An 18,721-nucleotide genomic window follows, 5' to 3' on the forward strand; every position below is an offset into this window, starting at 1 on the left:
ATCAGCTTGAACCCGGTGGCCGATGCCTTTGTCTCGTCCGCGAACCCCGACAACAACTATGGCGGGGCAGGCGCGCTGGAAGTCTCAGCCGCCGGACTCCCGAAGGGTCAGTTCGAGTCTCTTTTGCAGTTCGACTTATCAAGCGCCAAGAACAGCTTTGACTCGACCTTCGGAGCGGGACATTGGTCCGTTCAGTCCGTGTCGTTGCAACTGACTGCCGCATCGCCGAACAGCTCCCTATTCAATACGTTGGCGGCAGGTCAATTCGCCGTGAGTTGGATGCAGAACGACTCCTGGATGGAAGGAACGGGAACTCCCGCGGCGCCAGGCTCGACAGGAATCACCTTCAATTCACTCCCGTCGTTTCTTTCCGCGAGCGATCAGTCTTTAGGGACATTCATCTTCAGCGGCTCGACATCCGCGACCGCGAGCTATTCGCTGACATTGGCATCAGGATTGTCTGGGGACGTAGTTACTGGTGGCCTTACCAGCCTACTTCTCGAAGCGACTGATACGACGATGTCCGGTCTCTTCAACTCCCGATCATTTACTACGGTCGCAAGTCGCCCGCTCTTGACGATTAACGCGGTTGCCGTTCCAGAACCCGCTTCGTGGATTCTCGCCGCCCTGGGCGTCGGAGGCATGATAGTTTTGGGCCATCGCTTGGCCCGAAGTTCGACATTTGACCGACTAAATGGGGAAGTGAAATGTTCAGTCTAGCACTGCAACCTCTTCATGGGCTTGGAGCGGCGCGCAGGATTCGGCCGCTGGTGCGTCACAGCGATCGCCTTACAAGCGGAGAGTTGGCGACGCTGCTGCTGGCCGGCGCGTTTGCGACTGTTGCCGTCGCGGCCTTTTCGCCGGCATGGCGAATTCCGGGCCATGCGATTCTCAGGGCCACGTTGCCGATGGTGTGCGGGATGGCGTTAGTGCCGAGACGATTTGGCGGAAGCGTCATGACCGTCGGCGCGGGTGCCGCAGCATTGGCCCTTTCCGCGATAGGTTTTGGGAATTGGCAGCCCGCGGCGGTGGTATCGCTCCTCGCACTTGGTCCGGCAATCGATATTGCGATGACCGGACGGGCAACAACTGGCTGGCGGCTCTATCTGCGGTTCGCTTTGGCGGGAATTTTGGCCAATTCCCTCTCCTTCGGCGTGCGATTCGCAACATTCGCGTTTCAGCATGGCGATGGCCGCCCGCGCACGTTGACGCAATTTAGCGTGGGCGTGTTTCTCTCGTTTGCTGCCTGCGGGGCCCTTGCCGGTTTGCTGAGTGCCGTGTTTTGCTTTCGTTCTTCCGCCAACGCGAAGTAACCTGCGTTGAGAACGTCACATGATCTTCGTCGGTATTGACGATACGGATACGCTCGACGACCCGGGCACGAACCAGCTCGCCCGACATCTGGTACGCGAATTCGCGGACACGGCCCGCGGACGGCTCATAACGCGCCATCAGCTCCTTGAGGATCCTCGGGTTCCTTGCACTCGAAAAAATGGATGTGCCGCGATCGAATTCGAGTCATGCGAGCCCGGAATGCTGCCAGAGCTGGCCGCGAAGATTCGTCGCCTGATGCTTGCCTGGTGTCCTTCCGGCAGCGACCCCGGGCTGTGCGTTGCGCTATCTCCGATCCCGTACGCGATCACGGAGTTTGGCCGCGAGTGTCAGCGGAGACTTGTCAGTCAGCAAGAGGCCAGGGAGTTGGCGGCGACCAACGGAATCCTGCTCGAGGGGCTCGGAGGGACGCAGGACGGCGTCATTGGCGCGCTCGCCGCAGTCGGACTGATGAGCGCTCGAAATGACGGCCGAGTGATCTTTCTTGGATCGGCGGCCGTCGATCATTTCGAAGTCAGCGGGATTCACGATGTAGACGAACTCCTCGGTTTCGGAGTCGAGGAAGTACGATGCCGAGCCGATCAGGAGCTTGTCACGACGGGTTCTGTCGACGTCGGCAAGCGGCTTCGCCCCAACTATCGAAACGGCAAGGTCGTCTTGTACGTTTCGCGTCTCGATCGAGAGCCAGTCGATTGGCTGGCCGAACGAATTGTCTAACGAACTCAGTCACGATGCGAACCACGGCATGTTTCTCGATACACACGTTCCGATCCTAGCGAACCGCAGTACCCGCCGCTGGGCCTTTACTTTGGTCGAATTGCTCGTCGTCGTCGCCATCATCGGAGCGTTGGTCGCGATTCTCCTTCCCGCGGTTCAGGCCGCGCGAGAATCGAGCCGGCGACTACACTGCCAAAACAATCTGCGGCAGCTCGCGATTGCGACCTTGAACTTTGAGTCCGGCAAGCGAAAATTCCCGCCGGGCGTGAATCAGGAGTTTTTCACCGTTGCACCGGTCTACCGCGGATCCTCTTTGTTTGTGCACATTCTTCCTCAATTGGAGGAAACGAATGTGCAGCGAGCATGGGACTTCAGCGATCCGATGACCAATACGGTCGGCGGTCCTTCGGCAAGAACCGCGACGGTGCTCCCGATGCTGCTTTGCCCGTCGGACCTCATTGACCAGAACCCCGTCCAACAAAACGGCTTGTTCTACGGACTGACGAGTTACGGCGGAAACGGCGGCAGCCAGTCCTATTTTCCGTCATCGGCGAGCGCTGACGGCATATTCCATACAGCGGGTGCGGCGTCGGAACCAAATCCAAATCAACGAGCCGTGCGGCTGTCGGAAATCACCGACGGCACGAGCAAAACGCTGCTGCTCGGCGAACGGCGCCACGACGACCCAAACTTTGAATCGTTCGCCGCCCAGGGATGGGCGGACTCGTTAACAACCTGGGGCTGGTGGGGACCTTCGGGCGGCCGCAAGGCGATCGGCCATGTGACCATGAGCGCCTATAGCCCGATCAATTATCAGCTCCCGTTTAATACTGCGTCCGCCGCGAATGTGTCGCCGCCGGCCGACAGTGGCACCGCGTTTCAGCATTATGTCGACCTGCGGCTCTGTGCATGGGGAAGCAAGCACGCCGACGGAGCCAACTTCGCGATGGCAGACGGTGCCGTCCGATTCATGAGCACTGACACTTCCATGCAGGTCCTGAAAAACCTGGCGACTCGCGCCGGCGGCGAAACGGTTCAGACGCCGTAGAATTCGGTTTTCGCACCAAGTCTGGCTTCTCTTATCGAGCCGAACGCGGCTCTCACTTCGCTTGCTTTAGCCATTCGAGCATGACCCAGCCAACCTTGGCCAGGGCGAGCGGCGAGCAGTGCAGTGGCGTATCTTGCTCCGTCCGCCAGTACGGGTAGTCGAAGTCGATGACGGCGCAAGTCGGAATCTTGGCGATTTCGTTCAAATTCAAGTGATCGTCGGAGACGGAGTCCTTGCGAGTCGCGATGAACTCGCGCACGCCCGTCTTATAAGCAACTCGCCAAATGTCCTCGACGAGCGGTCTGGTATTGCGATAACTCATGCTGTTGAATTCTTCGTAAACCTGCAGATCCTCGTTGCCGATCATGTCGAGCAGCAAACCCCAGCGGTATTTGAAGGGCGCGGCGGCGCCAGCGTAGGTGCGGGCGAAGTACTCGGCGCCAAGAAAATGGGGGTCTCCTTCCTTCTTCCGCGTTCCCTCTTTGAAAACGAACTGCGATCCGTCGAAGAGCGCGAAATCGATGCCGTATTTGCTTTCCAGCCTCGGCATCCATTTGCCCAGCTCCATCAACAGGGCGACACCGCTCGCCCCGTCGTTCGCGCCGAGCAGTGTACCACCGGGGTTGCGCCCGTCGCGATCGGGATATGGCCGCGTGTCATAATGAGTGCATAGGAGAATTCGCTCGGTCCGATCGGGATGCCACTGGACGATTAAATTGGCCATCGGCACGGGGTTGCCGTCCAACGGATTGGACGCCTGGAATTGCTGGATGCTCACTTGGCCGCCGAGTTTCTGGAAATGGTCCGCGATCTGCTTCTGCTGAACGACCATGCCGCGGGAGCCGCTGGGCCGCGGGCCAATCGCGCAAATCTGCTTGAGGTATTCGTAGGCTTGCCGTCCATCGAAAGGGATGTCTTCCAAACGAAACGCGGAGACTCGCTGCTGGGGCGCTGCGGCAGAGACCTGAGCGCGATCGAGTTCCAAGAAAGCGGCCATTAGCAGGCCGGCAGTCACGATGGCGGCACGCAAAACGGTCGGGCGGTGTGATTCTGACATTCTCAGCCTCCTCAAAACGAGATTACTTGCAACGATTCTCAGTCGTGACCGGGTGACGGTGTCTGTGCGCGAATCGGTTCGCGATCGCCCGGTTGAGCGTTTCCAGACGGGGGTGCCGTTTTGTCCGCGTAATGCAATACGGGCGAGCCGAGAGCGCGATACAGGGAGAACTGTGCCGCGTCGTAATCGATCAGCGTGCGGAGGTATTCCCGCCGCGCTTGCGCTAGGGCCTGCACCGATTGCAGGGCTTCGATCGGCAGTCCTTTGGCCGCTTGGATCCGCTCGAGATTGCGGCGGTGCGAATCGATGGCCGATTGGATCCCTCGCCGGGCCGTTTCGATTTCCGTGCGCCGCGATTGGATTTGCGCATACGATTCGACGACTTCGCGGGCGATCTGGTCGGCGACGTCGAATTGCCTGATCTGCGCTTGCTGCATCTGAGAGCGGACTTCGTGTTGCGCTGCCCGGTCCCCGAAACCGAAGTTTCGCAGTTCCCAATAGGCGATCGCGTCGAGGTCGAACCGATCCTGCAAATTGGCAAACGAGTCACCCTGCCCGGCTGACAGGTCCCCTTCGCTGATGCCGAGAATCACATTGGGAAGCAACGGCGCAACTTCCTCGCGCCGCAATCGCGCGGCCGCTTCACCCACCAACATCCTGTTCTCGGCCAACTCGGGCCGTTGCGAGAGCCCTTCGGCGATGAGCTGCCTGAGCGGCATGCCGACGGGCGCCATTTCGATCGGCACGATGGTCGGCTCCAACGGGTTCAAGGGGGTCGCCGGATCGAGACGGAGCAACTGGACAAGTCGAGCGGATGCTGACTGCACTCCTTCGGCAGCTCGCTCGACGTCGTTGAGTCGCACCGTCAGCTCCGTTTGCATTCGATCGGCGTCGGCTTGCAAACCTTCGCCCGCCTTGGCGTAGTTGCCGGTCAGATCTGCGAGTTGCCGCGTCAGATCGCGGCTTTCGCCAGCGATAGTTGCCTCTTGATTGGCCCGCAACAGATCGAGATAGGCCAGCGCGACGCGCAGGAGCGTGTCATTTTGCACTGCCGCCGCCGCCTGTTGCCGGCAGCCAATAAGCTGCTGCGCGGCCAAGGGCTGGAAGATCGCATCGGCCAGCGAGAAGTTCGCGTAGATGCCCGGCACCGTCGGCGAGCCGTTGCCGTATCCGGTCGCGCCGGCGCCGAAATAGACTGCCCCACGGTTAGTATTGATCTGGCCGCCGGCGACATTTTGAATGGCGCCTTCGTGATTATTGAAACCGACGCCGGCGCGGATCGAAGGAAGCCAAAGCACGTCGGCGCGATCGGCTCGCGCCAGCGCCTGCCGAATTTGCTCGCGGGCATAGGCGACCTGCAGATTCCCGGCATCGGCCAGCCGCAGCGCGGTCGCGAGATCGATCGGGTAGGCATCTGCATGGACGGCGGCGGGTTTCTTCGCGGACGGCGCGGGAGCGGGGACCTCCTCGGAACCGCTTGCCAGCTTGATAGCTGGAGGACCGAACGGCATGCTGGCAACGATTGGCTGAACGCCACCAACAGCGACCGAACGCGGACCCGGATCGGCAATTGGCCGGAAGGAAACGGTGGGCGCCGGGGTTAGGTTCGGCGTTGACGGAGTAGATCGATCCGACGCACAACCTAGGATCGCCGAAAGGATTAGCGCCGCGGTCGATCGTTCAATCAGCGAACTCAAACGCAACGGCATATCGCGCTTCCCTGCGGCGGAGCATCGAGGCACGGAACCGATTCATCCTATGGTCCCAACTCGGTTTATCGAATCCCGCGACGCGATAAGTTCAAGAAATGCGAGTCGCGCTTCGAAGGCTTGTGAAACCATAGAGAATAGGTGCCAGCGAGGCCTTAAGCGATCGGCGAATGATGCGCTGTTGAGATAAGCAAGAGCCATTTCTTGCACGAGCGGAGCGGTGGATCATTTCTACGGCGCCGCCGTGCGACTGATTTGTTCGGCGGCGACAGGCTCCGCCGCTTGTCCGGGGCGAAAGTTGGCGGCATCCTTCGCGATAACCTGATCGGTCGCTTTCAAGCCGGAGATGATCTGAACGTCGCCGCCGCTGCGGATGCCCGCTTCAACAGGCTTGCGTTCGATCTTGCCGTCCGTCACGGCCGCGCAAAAGGACTGTCCGGCTTCGGCAAAGACTGCGGCCGCGGGGACCGAAAGAACGTCGGGGCGCACGGCGGTCAGATCGACGTAGATATATTGCCCCGGCCGCCAGATTTGCTCGTCATTCTTCAGATCCATTTCGACGCGCAAGTTCCGGGTGGCGTCCAGAGCGACAGACGTTCGCTTGACCTTTTCCTTAACGACTTTGTTTGCCATCGCGGGTACGCGGATTTCAGCATTGTCATCGACCGACACGAACGGCGCATCGGTCTCTGGAACATACACAATCACGCGCAACAAGTCGCTGCGGGCCACGGCGAACAACGGTTTGCCGCCGCTGGCTTCCGCCGGTTGAACGAAGTATCCAGGATGGACATTGCGGCGCGTGACGACTCCCGCGAATGGAGCACGGATTTCGGTGTATCCGAGGAGCGCTTTGACATGCGCCTGATCGGCCTCGGCCCCGAGAATCTTCGTCCGCGCGCCCGCTTCGTCGGCAATCGCGGCAAGCTCTCTGGCCTCGCTTTCCGCGACGATGGCCTTGGCGGAATCGATGAGCGCCGCAGTTTCCTTGCGGGCTGCGTCTGCCGCTTGCATTTGGTTCTTGATTTCGTCGGCGTATTTGCGAGTCACCGCGCCTTTGTCGGCCAATTCGGCGGTGCGCGCGTAATCCGATTGCCGGGCTTCAAAATCGGAATCGGTCCGTTCGGTCGTCGCCTTGGCCTGGGCCAGCTTCGCCTTAGCGCTGGTCACGGCGGCGTGGGCCACGGCCACCGCCGCCGTAGCTTGATCCGCAGCCGCGCGGGCCTCCTTCACGGCGGCGACCTTCTGCTCATATTCCTTTTGCAGCTCGGGAATTCCGAGCACGGCCAGAACGTCCCCTTGCTTGATCTGGCTGCCAATATCCACGTTGACCTTCTCGACATAGGCCGCCAGCTTGGCATACAGCGGGGCCTCCTCGAATCCCTCGATCTGTCCCGGCTCCTCGACCGTGTACTTCAAAGTCTTTCGCTGCGGCGTGACGACGGCGACGCGGGCCGCGCCGGCCGGCGGCGGAACGGGGGCCGCGGGTGGACCGCAACCAGCGAGGACCGTCGCGAGGCCGTTCAAAGCAATGAACAGGTTTCGTTGCATGATGGCACGTTGCTCCTACTCCGCTGCCGGTTTGTAGTGTTCGCTGTTCGGATCGTCCGGATCCAAGGAAGCCGAGCGCCGCGGACTTCGCGACTGCACGAGGGCAAACACACTCGGCAAAATGAGCAACGTCGCGACGGTTGCCGCCGCGAGGCCGCCAATCACGGCCCGGCCGAGGGGCGCGGTCTGCCCGCCCCCTTCGCCCAGTCCCAACGCCATGGGGATCATTCCGGCGATCATCGCGCAGCTCGTCATCAAGATGGCTCGCAGGCGGCTGGCGGCGCCGTCGGCTGCGGCGTCGGTTGCGGATGCCCCCTCGCGGCGGCGATGCTCGGCGAACGTGACGAGCAAGATGGCGTTGGCCATCGCGACCCCGATCGCCATGATCGCCCCGATAAACGATTGACTGTTGAGCGTCGTGCGGGTGACGAGCAGCATCAGGATCACGCCCGCGATCACGGCCGGCGCCGTCGACACCGCGACGAGCGCTAGCTTGAACGATTGGAAGTTCGCCGAGAGCAACAGGAACACCACGACAACAGCTAAACCCAGGCCGATCGCCAGGCCGGAAAACATATCTTGCATGGGAGGGATTTGGCCGCGGATTTCCACGGTCGATCCTTTGGGCGGCTCGCCGGCCGCCGCGATCGCGTTGCGGACCTGGCGAGAAACGCTTCCCAAGTCGGCTCCGACGATATTCGCCGTAATTCCGACCTGCCGCTTCATATTGTAGCGATCGAACTGCCCCGGCATCGTTCCCGGCTGCACGTCGGCGACGTCGCGGAGCAGTAGTTGCTTGTCCAGCATCGTTTTGATGGGGATTGTCTCCAGGTCTTTCTCCGATTTTGTCACCGCCTGCGGAATTTCCACCTGCACCTGATAACCGATACCCGTCTTGGGATCGGGCCAGTAATTGGGCAAGACAAACCGTGACGACGAGGTGACCGCGACCAGCGAACGGGCAACATCTCCTTCGGTCACGCCGCTCATTCCCGCTTTTTCGCGATCCACGTTGACTTGCACGGTGGGATAGTCGAGCGATTGGGCGAATTGCAGATCGCGCAGGGCCGGAATGCTCTTCAACTGCTCGTAAATCTTTTGCGAAAACTTCCGGCTCTCGGCGAAGTCGGGACCGCTCACGGCGATATCGATCGGCGTGGGCGAGCCAAAGCTCATCACCTCGTTGACGATATCGGCAGGCTCGAAAGAACATCGCAAGTCGGGCATTTTCTTCGCCAACTCGTCGCGCAGCTCCTCTTTCAATCGCTCGATGTCGACGCGGCTGCCCGGCTTCAACGACACCAGTAAAATGGCCTCTTCGGGGCCGCGCGACCATTGATAGACGGCATTGATCGGATAGCTGGACGGAATGGTTCCCACGTAGCCCAGCGTCGTATCGACGTTGCCGGCGCCGACCTTGTCTTTGACGAGTTGGAGCACTTCCAATGTGATCTGTTCGGTCTTCGAAAAATGGGTCCCGTCTTTTGCACGCAGCCGCAAACGGAATTGGCCCGCATCCACGAGCGGAAAGATCTCCGTTCCGAGCCGGCCGCCGACGAGCACGATAATCGCGACGCTGGCCGCCAGATAACCGGCGACCAGCACGACTCGTCGCGGCAAGATGCGATGGCAAAGGCGGCCATACGCTCCGCGCAGACGATCCAACCAAGACGCTCTGGAAAACGCCGGGTCAGAGTGTTTGACGTGCCGCAACAGCCAGATCGAAAGCACCGGCACGAACGTGCTGGAAAGCACATACGAGGCCAACATCGAGAACCCAACCGCCAACGACAGCGGTATGAACAGGGCCCGTGCAGCTCCCTGCATGAAAAACGACGGCAGGAAGACCGCCAGAATACAGAGCATCGCCAAGAATCGTGGGATGGCGGTTTGGGAGTTGCCCAGCCGCACGGCCCGCGCAACGTTGGGCGTATTCTCCAACTGGATGTGGATGTTCTCGATCTCCACCGTCGCCTCGTCGACGAGAATCCCGATCGCCAAGGCCAACCCGCCGAGGGTCATTAAGTTGATTGTCTGCCCCGTGAGCCATAGCGCGACAACCGCGGCCGCTAGCGCCAGCGGGATGTTGAGCACGACGATCAGCGCACTGCGCCAATCGCGCAAGAAAATGAGCACCATCAAACCTGTAAACACCGCCCCCAGCGCTCCTTCGGTGGCCAGGCCCCACATCGATCGCGTGACATACGGCGATTGATCGAACTCGAAGACGACGTGAATATCATCGGGCAAAATGGCCTGCATTTTCGGCAGGGCGGCTTTGACGGCACTTACCACGTTGAGCGTCGAGGCGTCGGCACGTTTGGTGACTAGCATGTAGATCGCCCGCCGGCCGTTGGCCAGCGCGTAGCCGGTGGGGATGTCCATCGAGTCTTCGATCTGGCTGATTTGGCTCAAATAAACGGCCGGATTGACGCCGGTGCGGACCGGGATGTTTCCCAACTCGTCGATCTGGCGGACCATCGAGTTGAGCGGCACAATCGGATACATATCGCCGACGTGCAGATTGCCCGAGGGGCTGATCGTGTTTCCCTGGGATAGTGCGGCGATCACTTCGTCCGGCGTCACACGATACGAGCGGAGCAAGTCGGGCTTGAGGCGCACGACGATCGACCGCGCGCTACCACCGAACGGCGGCGGGGCCGACACACCGGGCAAACTCGCAAAGATCGGCCGGACTCGAAACAACGCCAAATCCTGAATCTCAGCCAGGCCGCGCGTCTCGCTGGAGAGCACGAGGTAGCCGACCGGGACACTTCCCGTGTCGAACCGCATGACGAACGGCGAAACGGTACCCGGCGGCATGAACGCCCGAGCGCGATTGACGTAGTTGATCGTCTCGGCCATGGCCTGGGCCATGTCGGTGCCGGGATGAAAATAGAGCTTCATCAGGGCAGTGCCCTGGATGTTTTTGCTCTCGACGTGATGGATGCCGCCGATGTAGAGAAAGTGATACTCGTAGTAATTGGTGAGCAGGCCCTCCATCTGCGCCGGATCCATGCCGCCGTAAGGCTGGGCCACGTATATTACCGGTAGATTCAGGCTCGGAAAGATGTCGACCGGCATCCGCTCGATAGCGAGCGCGCAGCTAAGAGCAATCGCGATCACGGCCACCATGATCGTGATCGGCCGACGAAGAGCAAAGAGAATCAATCCCATCGCTGAATCCGCACCAATGCTTCGCGCGGGTAAGAGTCGGCGGACAAAACCGCTTGTCTTGTGTTCAAAAAGCCACGGATCCCATCGAATACCCTGGTCGTCCACGATGGAGCTGAATTGGATCGTCTACCATCAACTATACTATCGCGGCTAACATGAACGAATGGTGAAAATTCGCGAGAGCGAAATGCCGGAAGAGCTGGTTTGGGACTCGTTCTTCGACGTGGCGGGCGTTTTGGAGCGTCTGCGATTCGGCCGGCCTGCCGGCCCAGTCGTCGAATTCGGCTGCGGCTACGGCACGTTTACGATCGAGGCGGCCCGCCGCTGCTCGGGCATTCTGAATACGTTCGACATTGAGCCGGAAATGGTCGCGCTAACCGAGCGGAAGGCGGTTGCCGCGGGGCTGGCGAACGTCCGGGCCGAAGTGCGGGATTTCATCGCGGCGGGGACTGGATTGCCTGACGCGACGGCCGACTATTGCATGGTGTTCAATATCCTTCACGCGGAGCGGCCAGTAACTCTTCTCAATGAAGTGCGCCGCGTGCTCGAACCAGGCGGCTTGGTTGGGATTATGCATTGGAACCACGATCCCTCGACGCCGCGCGGCCCGAGCATGGCGATCCGCCCCAAGCCGGAGGATTGCGCCGAGTGGGCGGTCGTAGCCGGGCTTAGGTCGGTATCCGAATTGATCGACCTTCCGCCGTATCATTATGGTTTTGTTTTCGAGCGGGCCGGGTAGTCAAAACTCCGAACGACAGAAGGCCGACTAGCTCCCAATTGATCTGGCGGCCGCGCAGCCAAAGCAGTACGAGTCCGGCCATTTGGCTGTCGATTATGGCAAACGAGAACAGCGGTCAGACGCCGGACAATATGACGACGACGCTCGTCCCGAAACGGCAAGTCCCGACGCTGACGGTCAATACCCGGGCTCACATCGCGGCGCTGGCGCCAGTTGCGGCGCTCTTGTTCCTATCGGGAATGTGTGCGTTGATCTTTCAGGTCTCTTGGTCGCGTGAGTTCCGGCTCGTGTTCGGTGGCTCAACCGCCGCGTCGTCCGCGGTATTGGCAGTGTTCATGGGCGGGCTGGGTATCGGCAACGCGGTGTTGGGACAATGGGCGGATCGGGCGAGAACCCCGCTGGCGTTGTATGCCGTGCTCGAATTGTCGATCGCCCTGGCAGTTGCCGTGGGCCGTCCGCTCATCGATGCGCTACACGGCCTTTATATTTCCTTTGGTGGTCAGCTCGCACTGGGCGCTGCGGTGGCCACGGTCGTGCGGCTGGCGATTTCGGTGCTCGTTCTGGGCATCCCCACGTTTCTGATGGGCGGGACCTTACCAGCAGCGGTCCGAGCCGTGACGCTCGCCGAGGACCAGCAACGCCGCGCCGCAGCACTGCTTTACGGCGTGAACACGCTGGGAGCCGTGGTGGGAGCGTTCGGCAGCACGTTCTTCGCACTGGAGTTCTTCGGCACGCGGAAAACGCTTTGGCGGGCGTGTCTAGTAAACACCTTCACCGCAGTATGCGCCTTCGCACTCTCACGCATCACCTTTCGGCGTGCCAGCGGCGCGCAGCAATCGGACCGTTCTGCCGAACCAGAATCCCGTCGGCTGCTCGGACGGGAGAGTTACAACTCGCTACGGACCAAAAGGATCGACGAGCCCGCCGGAGGTCGCAATGGCTCCCTTCTCGAGCGGCGACATGGTCCAATTCGCAAGGGCCGCCAACATCGGCGCAATGACCAGGCGGCCGGAGGGCAAAACGCGCTCAATGCGGCGCGGGCAAACGAGCACGGCGTGACTGACCAGGCACGTCCGGTGCCGTTCCTGACGCAGATCATCTACGTCGTTGCCGGTATAGTGGGCTTCGCGTTCTTCGTTATGGAACTCGTTTGGTACCGCATGCTTGGCCCGATTCTCGGTGGGACCACCTTCACATTCGGGTTGATCCTCGCCGTGGCATTGATGGGCATCGGGCTGGGCGCGGCGGCCTATGCGATGTTCTGCCGGCGCGCGCCAGTCTCGCTTTACGCTCTCGCCCTGACTTGCGTCTTGGAGGCATGCTGCATCGCGATTCCCTTCGCCTTGGGTGATCGCTTGGCGGTTCTGGCGGCTCATTTCCGTGAGGCCAGCACATCGCATTTCTTGGGCGAAGTGGGGGGCTGGGCCGCGATCACATCGAGTGTTGTCCTGCCGGCAGCATTTGTCAGCGGAGTGCAATTCTCCCTGCTTGTCGGCTTACTGGGTCAAGGCGATAAAGATATCGGAAATCAGATAGGGCTCACGTTTAGTTGGAACACCTTCGGGGCCATTTGCGGGAGCCTCGCTGGCGGGTTCAGCTTGCTGCCTCTGCTTTCCGCGCCGGGCGTTTGGCGCTCGGTCGTGGCCCTTTTGGCAGTGCTCGGCGTTTCCGTCTCCGTCTACGCTTGGCGAATGGCGAGGCGTCGAGTTTGGGCGTTCGCCACCCTGGGAGCCGGGATTGTCGCGGTTGGCATGATCGCTTGTCCTGGCCCGACTGCCGTGTGGCGGCACGGCGCAGTGGGCGCGGGACGCGGCGTTTGGATGAAAACTCTCGCGGACCCTAACTCCTTGCGCGATTGGGAAAACTCGGTCCGACGGTCAGTGCTTTGGGAGGCGGATGGGGTCGAATCGAGCGTCGCCATCGTCGCCTCCGACGCCCTGGCCTTCTACGTCAATGGCATGTGCGATGGCAATGCCATCGCCGACGCGGACACGCAGATCATGTTGGGCCTGATCGGCGCCGCCCTCCATTCTCATCCGCGAACCGCGTTCGTAATCGGCCTGGGAACTGGAGAGACGGCTGGATGGCTCGCGGAAGTTCCTACGATCGAGCGCGTCGATGTCGTCGAGTTGGAGCCATCGGTCCAAGAGATGGCGCGCCGGTGCCGTGCGGTGAATCACGACGTCTTGGCAAACCCCAAGGTGCGAATGATCTTCAACGACGCGCGGGAAGTGTTGCTAACGACCGCCGGGCATTACGACCTGATTGTCTGCGAGCCGTCCAACCCTTACCGCAATGGAATCGCTAATCTGTTCACGCGGGAATTCTATCTTGCAGGCCGCGATCGCCTGAATGAGGGCGGGATGTTCGCCCAGTGGGTCCAGGCCTATGAGATCGACGACCGCACGATGCGCACTATATTTGCCACCTTCAAGTCCGTATTCTCGCACGTCGAACTCTGGCAAACCAAAGGCGGCGATTTGGTTTTGTTGGGGTCCAGCCGACGACCGGATTACTCGGTTTCCGAGCTGCGGAGCAAGGTAGCGACTGAACCCTTCGCGTCCGCTCTGACCTGCGCGTGGCACACGGCCGATGTCGAGGGGCTGTTCTCTCATTATGTCGGCGGCGAGGCGCTGGTCGACCGTTTCATCGGAGCGGACGTTGCGTCGATCAACACCGACGACCACAACGAAATCGAATACGGCTGCGCAAGAAATCTAGGACGCGGCAACTGGGACGCTCCAGGGATCTTGTACCGCAAATCGGTCGAGATTGGCGACCAGCGGCCGCCAGTCCGCGGCGGCGCCGTCGATTGGCAAGCGGTCGCGCTCGGTCGTCAATGGGATGCGGCGGTCCGCGATGGCAAGAAACTCTCCGCAGATGATCTCACCCTGGACGCCGGTGCGTGCGACAAGGTCTTGGAACGGTACGTTGCCAGAGACGTTTGGGGAATGTTGGCCGCATGGGAAGCCGAACCACAATCCACGCCGTGCCTCATCGAATTGGCCGTCGTTGCCCATCTCTATGCCGAATCAGGGAACAGAAAGGCTGAACCGCTGATCGAACGGCTTCGCAGTCAAATGCCTGCCGAAGCGGAATTGCTCGGCGGGATTCTCGCCTGGAGGCAGCAGAAGTTCAGCGAGTCCGGCGAACGGCTGGCGGCGGCCGTCTAGCGGTTGCACGGCGATCCCTGGGTGCTGGAACACATACTCGCGAAGACTTTCGACGCGGCGAGTGGCGTCGCCAAGGTGGATCCGAGACAGGCGCCAAAGTTATTGCAGGCGTTCTCAGAACCCTTTTCCGTCGATCGTGCTGGCGAGAATCGGCGCGCCACTGCTTGTGTCATTGCGGAGCAACTTGGCCCTGCCGCCGTAGCGCGGTTCGTGGAGTCGTTCGAACCACACGTCCCGTGGTCGAAGCGGTTTCTTGCCTATCGTCTGAAGGCGTACGAGGATGCGGGACATCCGCTGGCCGACGAGGCCCGTCACGACTTTCAGGATTTTGTGCGCTGCGCCGCGATTGCTCCGGCCCCATCTGGATCAGGCCGTTGATGATCGCCGAAGCGTTCCAATAAATGCGGCCGTGCGTTCCGGATGGCGGAATGCACGGCCGCGATTTGTGGCGAATTCGCAGATTGACGGTCGACGGGCGGTGGATGCCGGCCAACGATCCGAAGGCCTACTTGGAAGTCCTCGGCTCTAAAACTTCATCGGACGCAGAGTAGTAGCCGGCCAGCGCTGATTTGATCGGCCGTGCGGAGGCCGATTTCTCCGGCGCGGGCGGCGCGGGTGGCATCGGAGCGGCCGGCGCAGGCACCGAGTTGGTCTTTTCAGTGCAACCACAATCGCAGCCACATTTGGGGCAAACCCATTCGACCGTGCATTTGCGGACCGGCACTTCGACCGTGTACGGAATCTTCACGAGCTTGTGCACTTCTTTGATGAGGCAATTGCATTTGCCGCTTTCACAGCCGCAGTTGTCGCAACCGCAATTGTCAGTGCATCCTCCCTTTTCGCAGCAGCCGTCGCCGCACTTTGGGCAGCACGGGAACCGGCCCGGAATGCACAACTCTTCGCACTTGCAGCAATAATGATACTTGGTCACTTTCTTGGTCGTGCAATAGGAATGGCACACCGGGACGAGGCCCTCGTGGCAACCGCATTTCGGGCAGCAGCAGCCAGGATCGCAGCAGGCCGGCGCCGCGCATGATGGCTCGGCATTGCAAGTGGCTTCTCCCGCCATCGACAGCCTGGACGCCGCAAGCGCGGCGATCGCCAGGGCGGCGGACATAGCAATCGTTTTCATATTTCAATCCTCCGAACGAAGAAGATTAGAGTTGGAAGTTTCCTTACGGTCTGTTCGTCAGGCTTCCAGTCGTAGGTCAGGCATCCCGCCGGACCGTCAGGCTGGAAGCCTGACCTACGATTCGGTCCACCTTAGAACTGGAACTGGGCCTCAATCCCAACGCCGCTCGTCCAGCCCGCGGGAGAGCTGGTCGCGAGGGTGGGGCCGGTCGGCGTGTCGTCGCGTTGGTCGTAAACCCAGTCGAGCATGACGTTGAAGTTGTCGTTGGCATACCAGTTGAGCGCCAGACTGACGCCGTTCAAGATTCCGCCCTGGATGCGGTTGAGGCCGGTGCCGTCATTGAGATTTACATACGAATATCGAGCGGCAACTTCCCAGGCGCCGCAGCCGCAGTGAAGGTTGCCATCCTCATCCCGGATCACCCAGGCGTTGCTGTACGGCCCGGCTTTGCCGTAGTAGTAACGGTCCAGAGCGCCATATCGCCGGTCGTAAGAGCGGTTCTCGCCGGTCAAGGTGTAGGCCACCTGAAGGTAGCCGCCGCTAAAGACGTAGTTTTGAGAGGGAGTGATCGCCGGATGAAAAAATGGCGCCGTCAACCCTGGGTTAGCTCCGACCGCGCCGTTGAGGAAGTTCCATCCATACTCGGCCTGGAATGAAAATGGCCCGCGGATCCAAAGATTTTCCAGGCCCAAAAGGAATTCGTCGTGGGCGGTGATCGGGCCGGTGTCGATCAGCCGGTTGCTATCCGCATTCGGTACGGCGGCAGGGCCGCCGGCGGCCGGGTCGTCATCGCGCAACTCGGGCCGAGCCCGCAATTGAAACACGTGGAATGGGGACGTGGCGTTATTGGTCGTCCCATCGCGAAAGCCGCCGGAGATACCGAAATGCACCAAATCGCGGCCTTCATTTTCATAGACCGGAAGGGCGGTCAAGCGGGCCTGCACTCCCCCTTGTCCATCTCCGAAAAACACGCCGCTCGACGACCCGTTATCGGGGCGAAAGGCCACGGCCTGCCAAGAGACGCGCTGGTCGAGGTAATTGTCGCTAAGCTGAATGCCGGTGACGAAGTTCTGATTGAGTTCGATGGCTTCGGAGTAGGCCGACCGCTCCATGAACGTCATGCAGCGGCTGGAAGACGACATATCTCCTTCCAGCCCGATCGCGTTCTTGACGTGACCGATGTGGACCGTGCCGACGACGGGAAGGCTCGTGGCGCCGAACCAGAATTCGTCCAGCCCGACCGTGCTGAATTGGTCGTTCTCAAAGGCGGGAATGATTCGATACTCGCCGTTTCCCCAAAAATTGCCTTCAAAGAACAGGCGGATGCGGCGGAAGTATTCGCCATCCTGAAGGTCACCGATGCCGCCGAGGGCCGCTCCATTCGCAACGCCTTGGGGGACATGCCCTGGCCTCGCGCCAGGAGCCGCTTTCAGCGCCGGAGATTCATTCCACCAGACGTTGTCAAATTGCGTCCAGCCGCCAATGTGCATGTTGAAGTCGTTGTTCGGCGTGGCGAACCAGAGGAACAAGCCGTTTCGGAAATCGGATTTGACGCTGAGGTCGCTGCCGACCACGTAGGGCTGGTCGGCCGGCTTCGCCGTCTTACCGTCGTCCGGCTTCTTGACGGGGTCGCTGGGAAGCATAAAGCCGGCCTCGGATGTCGATGCTTGCTCGGACGGAATTGACTGTGAAGGCGCAGCCTGTTGCAATCGGGCAAGTTGATCCTGCATTTGCCGAATCTGCTGCTGCTGCTGATCGACCAATCTTCTCAAATCATCGAAGGGGGGCGAATTCAAGTCTTGGGCCTGGACGGTCGTGACCAACGTGCTACACCCGACTAGAACGGCGATTGGAAAGAGCCAACTGGCCATTGGGGGGTGCGCCGCGACTGCACCGCCGACACGAGATCCTTCTCGCATGATTCGTTCCTTCCGTGAGATTGGCCGTTATTGAGACCCAGCCTGAGCTTGACTTGGCGTCGAACCGACTCTCGTCCATATATCGCTTCGCGACATCGCGAACGAGCATCGCTATCGAATATGTCGGAGGCCACGGAAAATCACTCGATTAGTATTGTGCAAGCGGTCCACTTAGCGGGTCCGCCGCAGCGCAGCTCCGACACATTATCGATACATTGCGCTTCTTTGACCTGTTCTCCATGAACCTCCTCGTCGGCAAGCCTTGACACCCCGCTGGGTAATCGTTTCTTTGGCAAGGATTTGCGAAACCTGCAACGGCCAACTCCAGCCGCTTGGTCCATCGCCGGTAATGTTTGAATCCAACCCCTGCTGAAAAAAAATCGGCCGCGCGTTCCGACTAGCGGAACGCACGGCCGCGACTCGTTGTGACATCGCAAATCGATGGCCGGCGTGGCGGTTGATGCCGGCCAAAGTTCGGACGGCCTACTTGGAAACCCTCGATTCCAGAACGTCATCCGACGCCGAATAGTATCCGGCCATCGCCGGGTTGATCGGCCGTGCGGAGGCCGACTTCTCCGGCGCTGGCGGCGACGGCGGCATCGGGGCGGCCGGCGCCGGCGCCGAGTCGGCCTTCTCAGTGCAACCACAGTTGCAGCCGCACTTGGGACAAACCCATTCGATCGTGCATTTGCGGACGGGCACTTCGACGGTGTAAGGAATCTTCACGAGCTTATGCACCTCGCGGATGAGGCAGTTGCACTTCCCCTCTTCGCAGCCGCAGGCGCCACGGGCGCCGTTTTCCGTGCAGCCACATCCCGCAGTGCATCCGCCGTTTTCGCAGCATCCTTCAGCGCATTTCGGGCAACACGGGAACCGGCCCGGAATGCACAGCTCTTCGCATTTGCAGCAATAGTGATACTTGACCACTTTCTTGGTCGTGCAATACGGATGGCAGACCGGAATCATCCCCTCGTGGCAGCCGCATTTCGGGCAGCAGCAGCCCGGATCGCAGCAGGCCGGGGCGGCGCACGACGGCTCGGCGCTGCAAGTGGGTTCGCCCGCTCTCACCAGGCCGATCGCCGCGATCGCGACGAAGGCGGCAACGGTGGTCATAATCGCTTTCATATTTCACTCCGCGGAAGGTTAAGGTCGGTCGTAGGTCAGGCT

At 60.7% G+C, this 18,721-nt stretch carries 13 protein-coding genes; 6 read left to right on the forward strand and 7 right to left on the reverse strand.

Annotated elements, in window-relative coordinates; all coding sequences use genetic code 11:
* The 4 genes from VGY55_22400 to VGY55_22415 all read left to right on the forward strand — a co-directional run.
* On the forward strand, positions 1 to 720 hold a 720-nt coding region (locus VGY55_22400), incomplete at its 5' end, for a DNRLRE domain-containing protein (GenBank protein HEV2972736.1).
* The gene (locus tag VGY55_22405) at positions 708 to 1,313 is read left to right on the forward strand and encodes a hypothetical protein (protein ID HEV2972737.1); all 606 of its coding nucleotides are present in this window, start codon (positions 708 to 710) and stop codon (positions 1,311 to 1,313) included. The genes VGY55_22400 and VGY55_22405, both read left to right, overlap by 13 nt.
* A gap of 220 nt (positions 1,314 to 1,533) precedes the next feature.
* Positions 1,534 to 2,049, forward strand: coding sequence for a hypothetical protein (locus tag VGY55_22410; protein ID HEV2972738.1), 516 nt, complete (start codon positions 1,534 to 1,536; stop codon positions 2,047 to 2,049).
* The gene (locus VGY55_22415; protein HEV2972739.1) at positions 2,042 to 3,097 is read left to right on the forward strand and encodes a DUF1559 domain-containing protein; all 1,056 of its coding nucleotides are present in this window, start codon (positions 2,042 to 2,044) and stop codon (positions 3,095 to 3,097) included. The genes VGY55_22410 and VGY55_22415 overlap by 8 nt, the downstream gene beginning before the upstream one ends.
* Before the next feature lie 52 nt (positions 3,098 to 3,149).
* Here VGY55_22415 and VGY55_22420 read toward each other — a convergent pair whose 3' ends face one another.
* The 4 genes from VGY55_22420 to VGY55_22435 all read right to left on the reverse strand — a co-directional run bounded on the left by VGY55_22420 (position 3,150) and on the right by VGY55_22435 (position 10,591).
* On the reverse strand, positions 3,150 to 4,154 hold the full coding sequence (locus tag VGY55_22420; GenBank protein HEV2972740.1) for a M28 family peptidase: 1,005 nt from the start codon (positions 4,152 to 4,154) through the stop codon (positions 3,150 to 3,152).
* A 38-nt stretch (positions 4,155 to 4,192) separates the two neighbouring features.
* Positions 4,193 to 5,665: a TolC family protein gene (locus tag VGY55_22425; GenBank protein ID HEV2972741.1), complete on the reverse strand. Its 1,473-nt coding sequence runs from the start codon at positions 5,663 to 5,665 to the stop codon at positions 4,193 to 4,195.
* A gap of 429 nt (positions 5,666 to 6,094) precedes the next feature.
* Positions 6,095 to 7,414, reverse strand: a complete 1,320-nt coding sequence (locus VGY55_22430) for an efflux RND transporter periplasmic adaptor subunit (protein ID HEV2972742.1) — start codon at positions 7,412 to 7,414, stop codon at positions 6,095 to 6,097.
* A 15-nt stretch (positions 7,415 to 7,429) separates the two neighbouring features.
* Positions 7,430 to 10,591 (reverse strand): efflux RND transporter permease subunit, encoded by a 3,162-nt coding sequence (locus VGY55_22435; GenBank protein ID HEV2972743.1) that lies wholly within the window; start codon positions 10,589 to 10,591, stop codon positions 7,430 to 7,432.
* Between the two features lie 187 nt (positions 10,592 to 10,778).
* On the opposite strand from VGY55_22435, the gene VGY55_22440 reads away from it, so the two are divergent.
* Together VGY55_22440 and VGY55_22445 are read left to right on the forward strand one after the other, a co-directional pair.
* Positions 10,779 to 11,330 carry a class I SAM-dependent methyltransferase gene (locus VGY55_22440; protein ID HEV2972744.1) on the forward strand — a complete coding sequence of 184 codons (552 nt, stop codon included), beginning with the start codon at positions 10,779 to 10,781 and terminating at the stop codon, positions 11,328 to 11,330.
* 95 nt (positions 11,331 to 11,425) lie between these two features.
* Complete coding sequence (locus tag VGY55_22445) at positions 11,426 to 14,503, forward strand: fused MFS/spermidine synthase (protein HEV2972745.1); 3,078 nt, start codon at positions 11,426 to 11,428, stop codon at positions 14,501 to 14,503.
* A gap of 505 nt (positions 14,504 to 15,008) precedes the next feature.
* Here VGY55_22445 and VGY55_22450 read toward each other — a convergent pair.
* From VGY55_22450 to VGY55_22460, 3 genes are all read right to left on the reverse strand, one after another.
* Positions 15,009 to 15,635 (reverse strand): hypothetical protein, encoded by a 627-nt coding sequence (locus tag VGY55_22450; GenBank protein ID HEV2972746.1) that lies wholly within the window; start codon positions 15,633 to 15,635, stop codon positions 15,009 to 15,011.
* 131 nt (positions 15,636 to 15,766) lie between these two features.
* Positions 15,767 to 17,554 carry a porin gene (locus tag VGY55_22455; GenBank protein HEV2972747.1) on the reverse strand — a complete coding sequence of 596 codons (1,788 nt, stop codon included), beginning with the start codon at positions 17,552 to 17,554 and terminating at the stop codon, positions 15,767 to 15,769.
* 483 nt (positions 17,555 to 18,037) lie between these two features.
* Positions 18,038 to 18,679 carry a hypothetical protein gene (locus VGY55_22460; protein HEV2972748.1) on the reverse strand — a complete coding sequence of 214 codons (642 nt, stop codon included), beginning with the start codon at positions 18,677 to 18,679 and terminating at the stop codon, positions 18,038 to 18,040.
* Between the last annotated feature and the right edge of the window lie 42 nt (positions 18,680 to 18,721).

The organism is Pirellulales bacterium (assembly GCA_035939775.1).
In the GTDB taxonomy this organism is placed as follows: Bacteria; Planctomycetota; Planctomycetia; order Pirellulales; family DATAWG01; genus DASZFO01.

Excerpts from the sequence above, each read along its gene's own strand:
- VGY55_22460 (HEV2972748.1), bottom strand. The coding sequence starts at position 18,679 with ATGAAAGCGATTATGACCACCGTTGCCGCCTTCGTCGCGATCGCGGCG.
- VGY55_22445 (HEV2972745.1), top strand. The coding sequence starts at position 11,426 with ATGGCAAACGAGAACAGCGGTCAGACGCCGGACAATATGACGACGACG.
- VGY55_22450 (HEV2972746.1), bottom strand. The coding sequence starts at position 15,635 with ATGAAAACGATTGCTATGTCCGCCGCCCTGGCGATCGCCGCGCTTGCG.
- VGY55_22435 (HEV2972743.1), bottom strand. The coding sequence starts at position 10,591 with ATGGGATTGATTCTCTTTGCTCTTCGTCGGCCGATCACGATCATGGTG.
- VGY55_22410 (HEV2972738.1), top strand. The coding sequence starts at position 1,534 with ATGCTGCCAGAGCTGGCCGCGAAGATTCGTCGCCTGATGCTTGCCTGG.
- VGY55_22455 (HEV2972747.1), bottom strand. The coding sequence starts at position 17,554 with ATGCGAGAAGGATCTCGTGTCGGCGGTGCAGTCGCGGCGCACCCCCCA.
- VGY55_22425 (HEV2972741.1), bottom strand. The coding sequence starts at position 5,665 with ATGCCGTTCGGTCCTCCAGCTATCAAGCTGGCAAGCGGTTCCGAGGAG.
- VGY55_22440 (HEV2972744.1), top strand. The coding sequence starts at position 10,779 with ATGCCGGAAGAGCTGGTTTGGGACTCGTTCTTCGACGTGGCGGGCGTT.
- VGY55_22405 (HEV2972737.1), top strand. The coding sequence starts at position 708 with ATGTTCAGTCTAGCACTGCAACCTCTTCATGGGCTTGGAGCGGCGCGC.
- VGY55_22430 (HEV2972742.1), bottom strand. The coding sequence starts at position 7,414 with ATGCAACGAAACCTGTTCATTGCTTTGAACGGCCTCGCGACGGTCCTC.
- VGY55_22420 (HEV2972740.1), bottom strand. The coding sequence starts at position 4,154 with ATGTCAGAATCACACCGCCCGACCGTTTTGCGTGCCGCCATCGTGACT.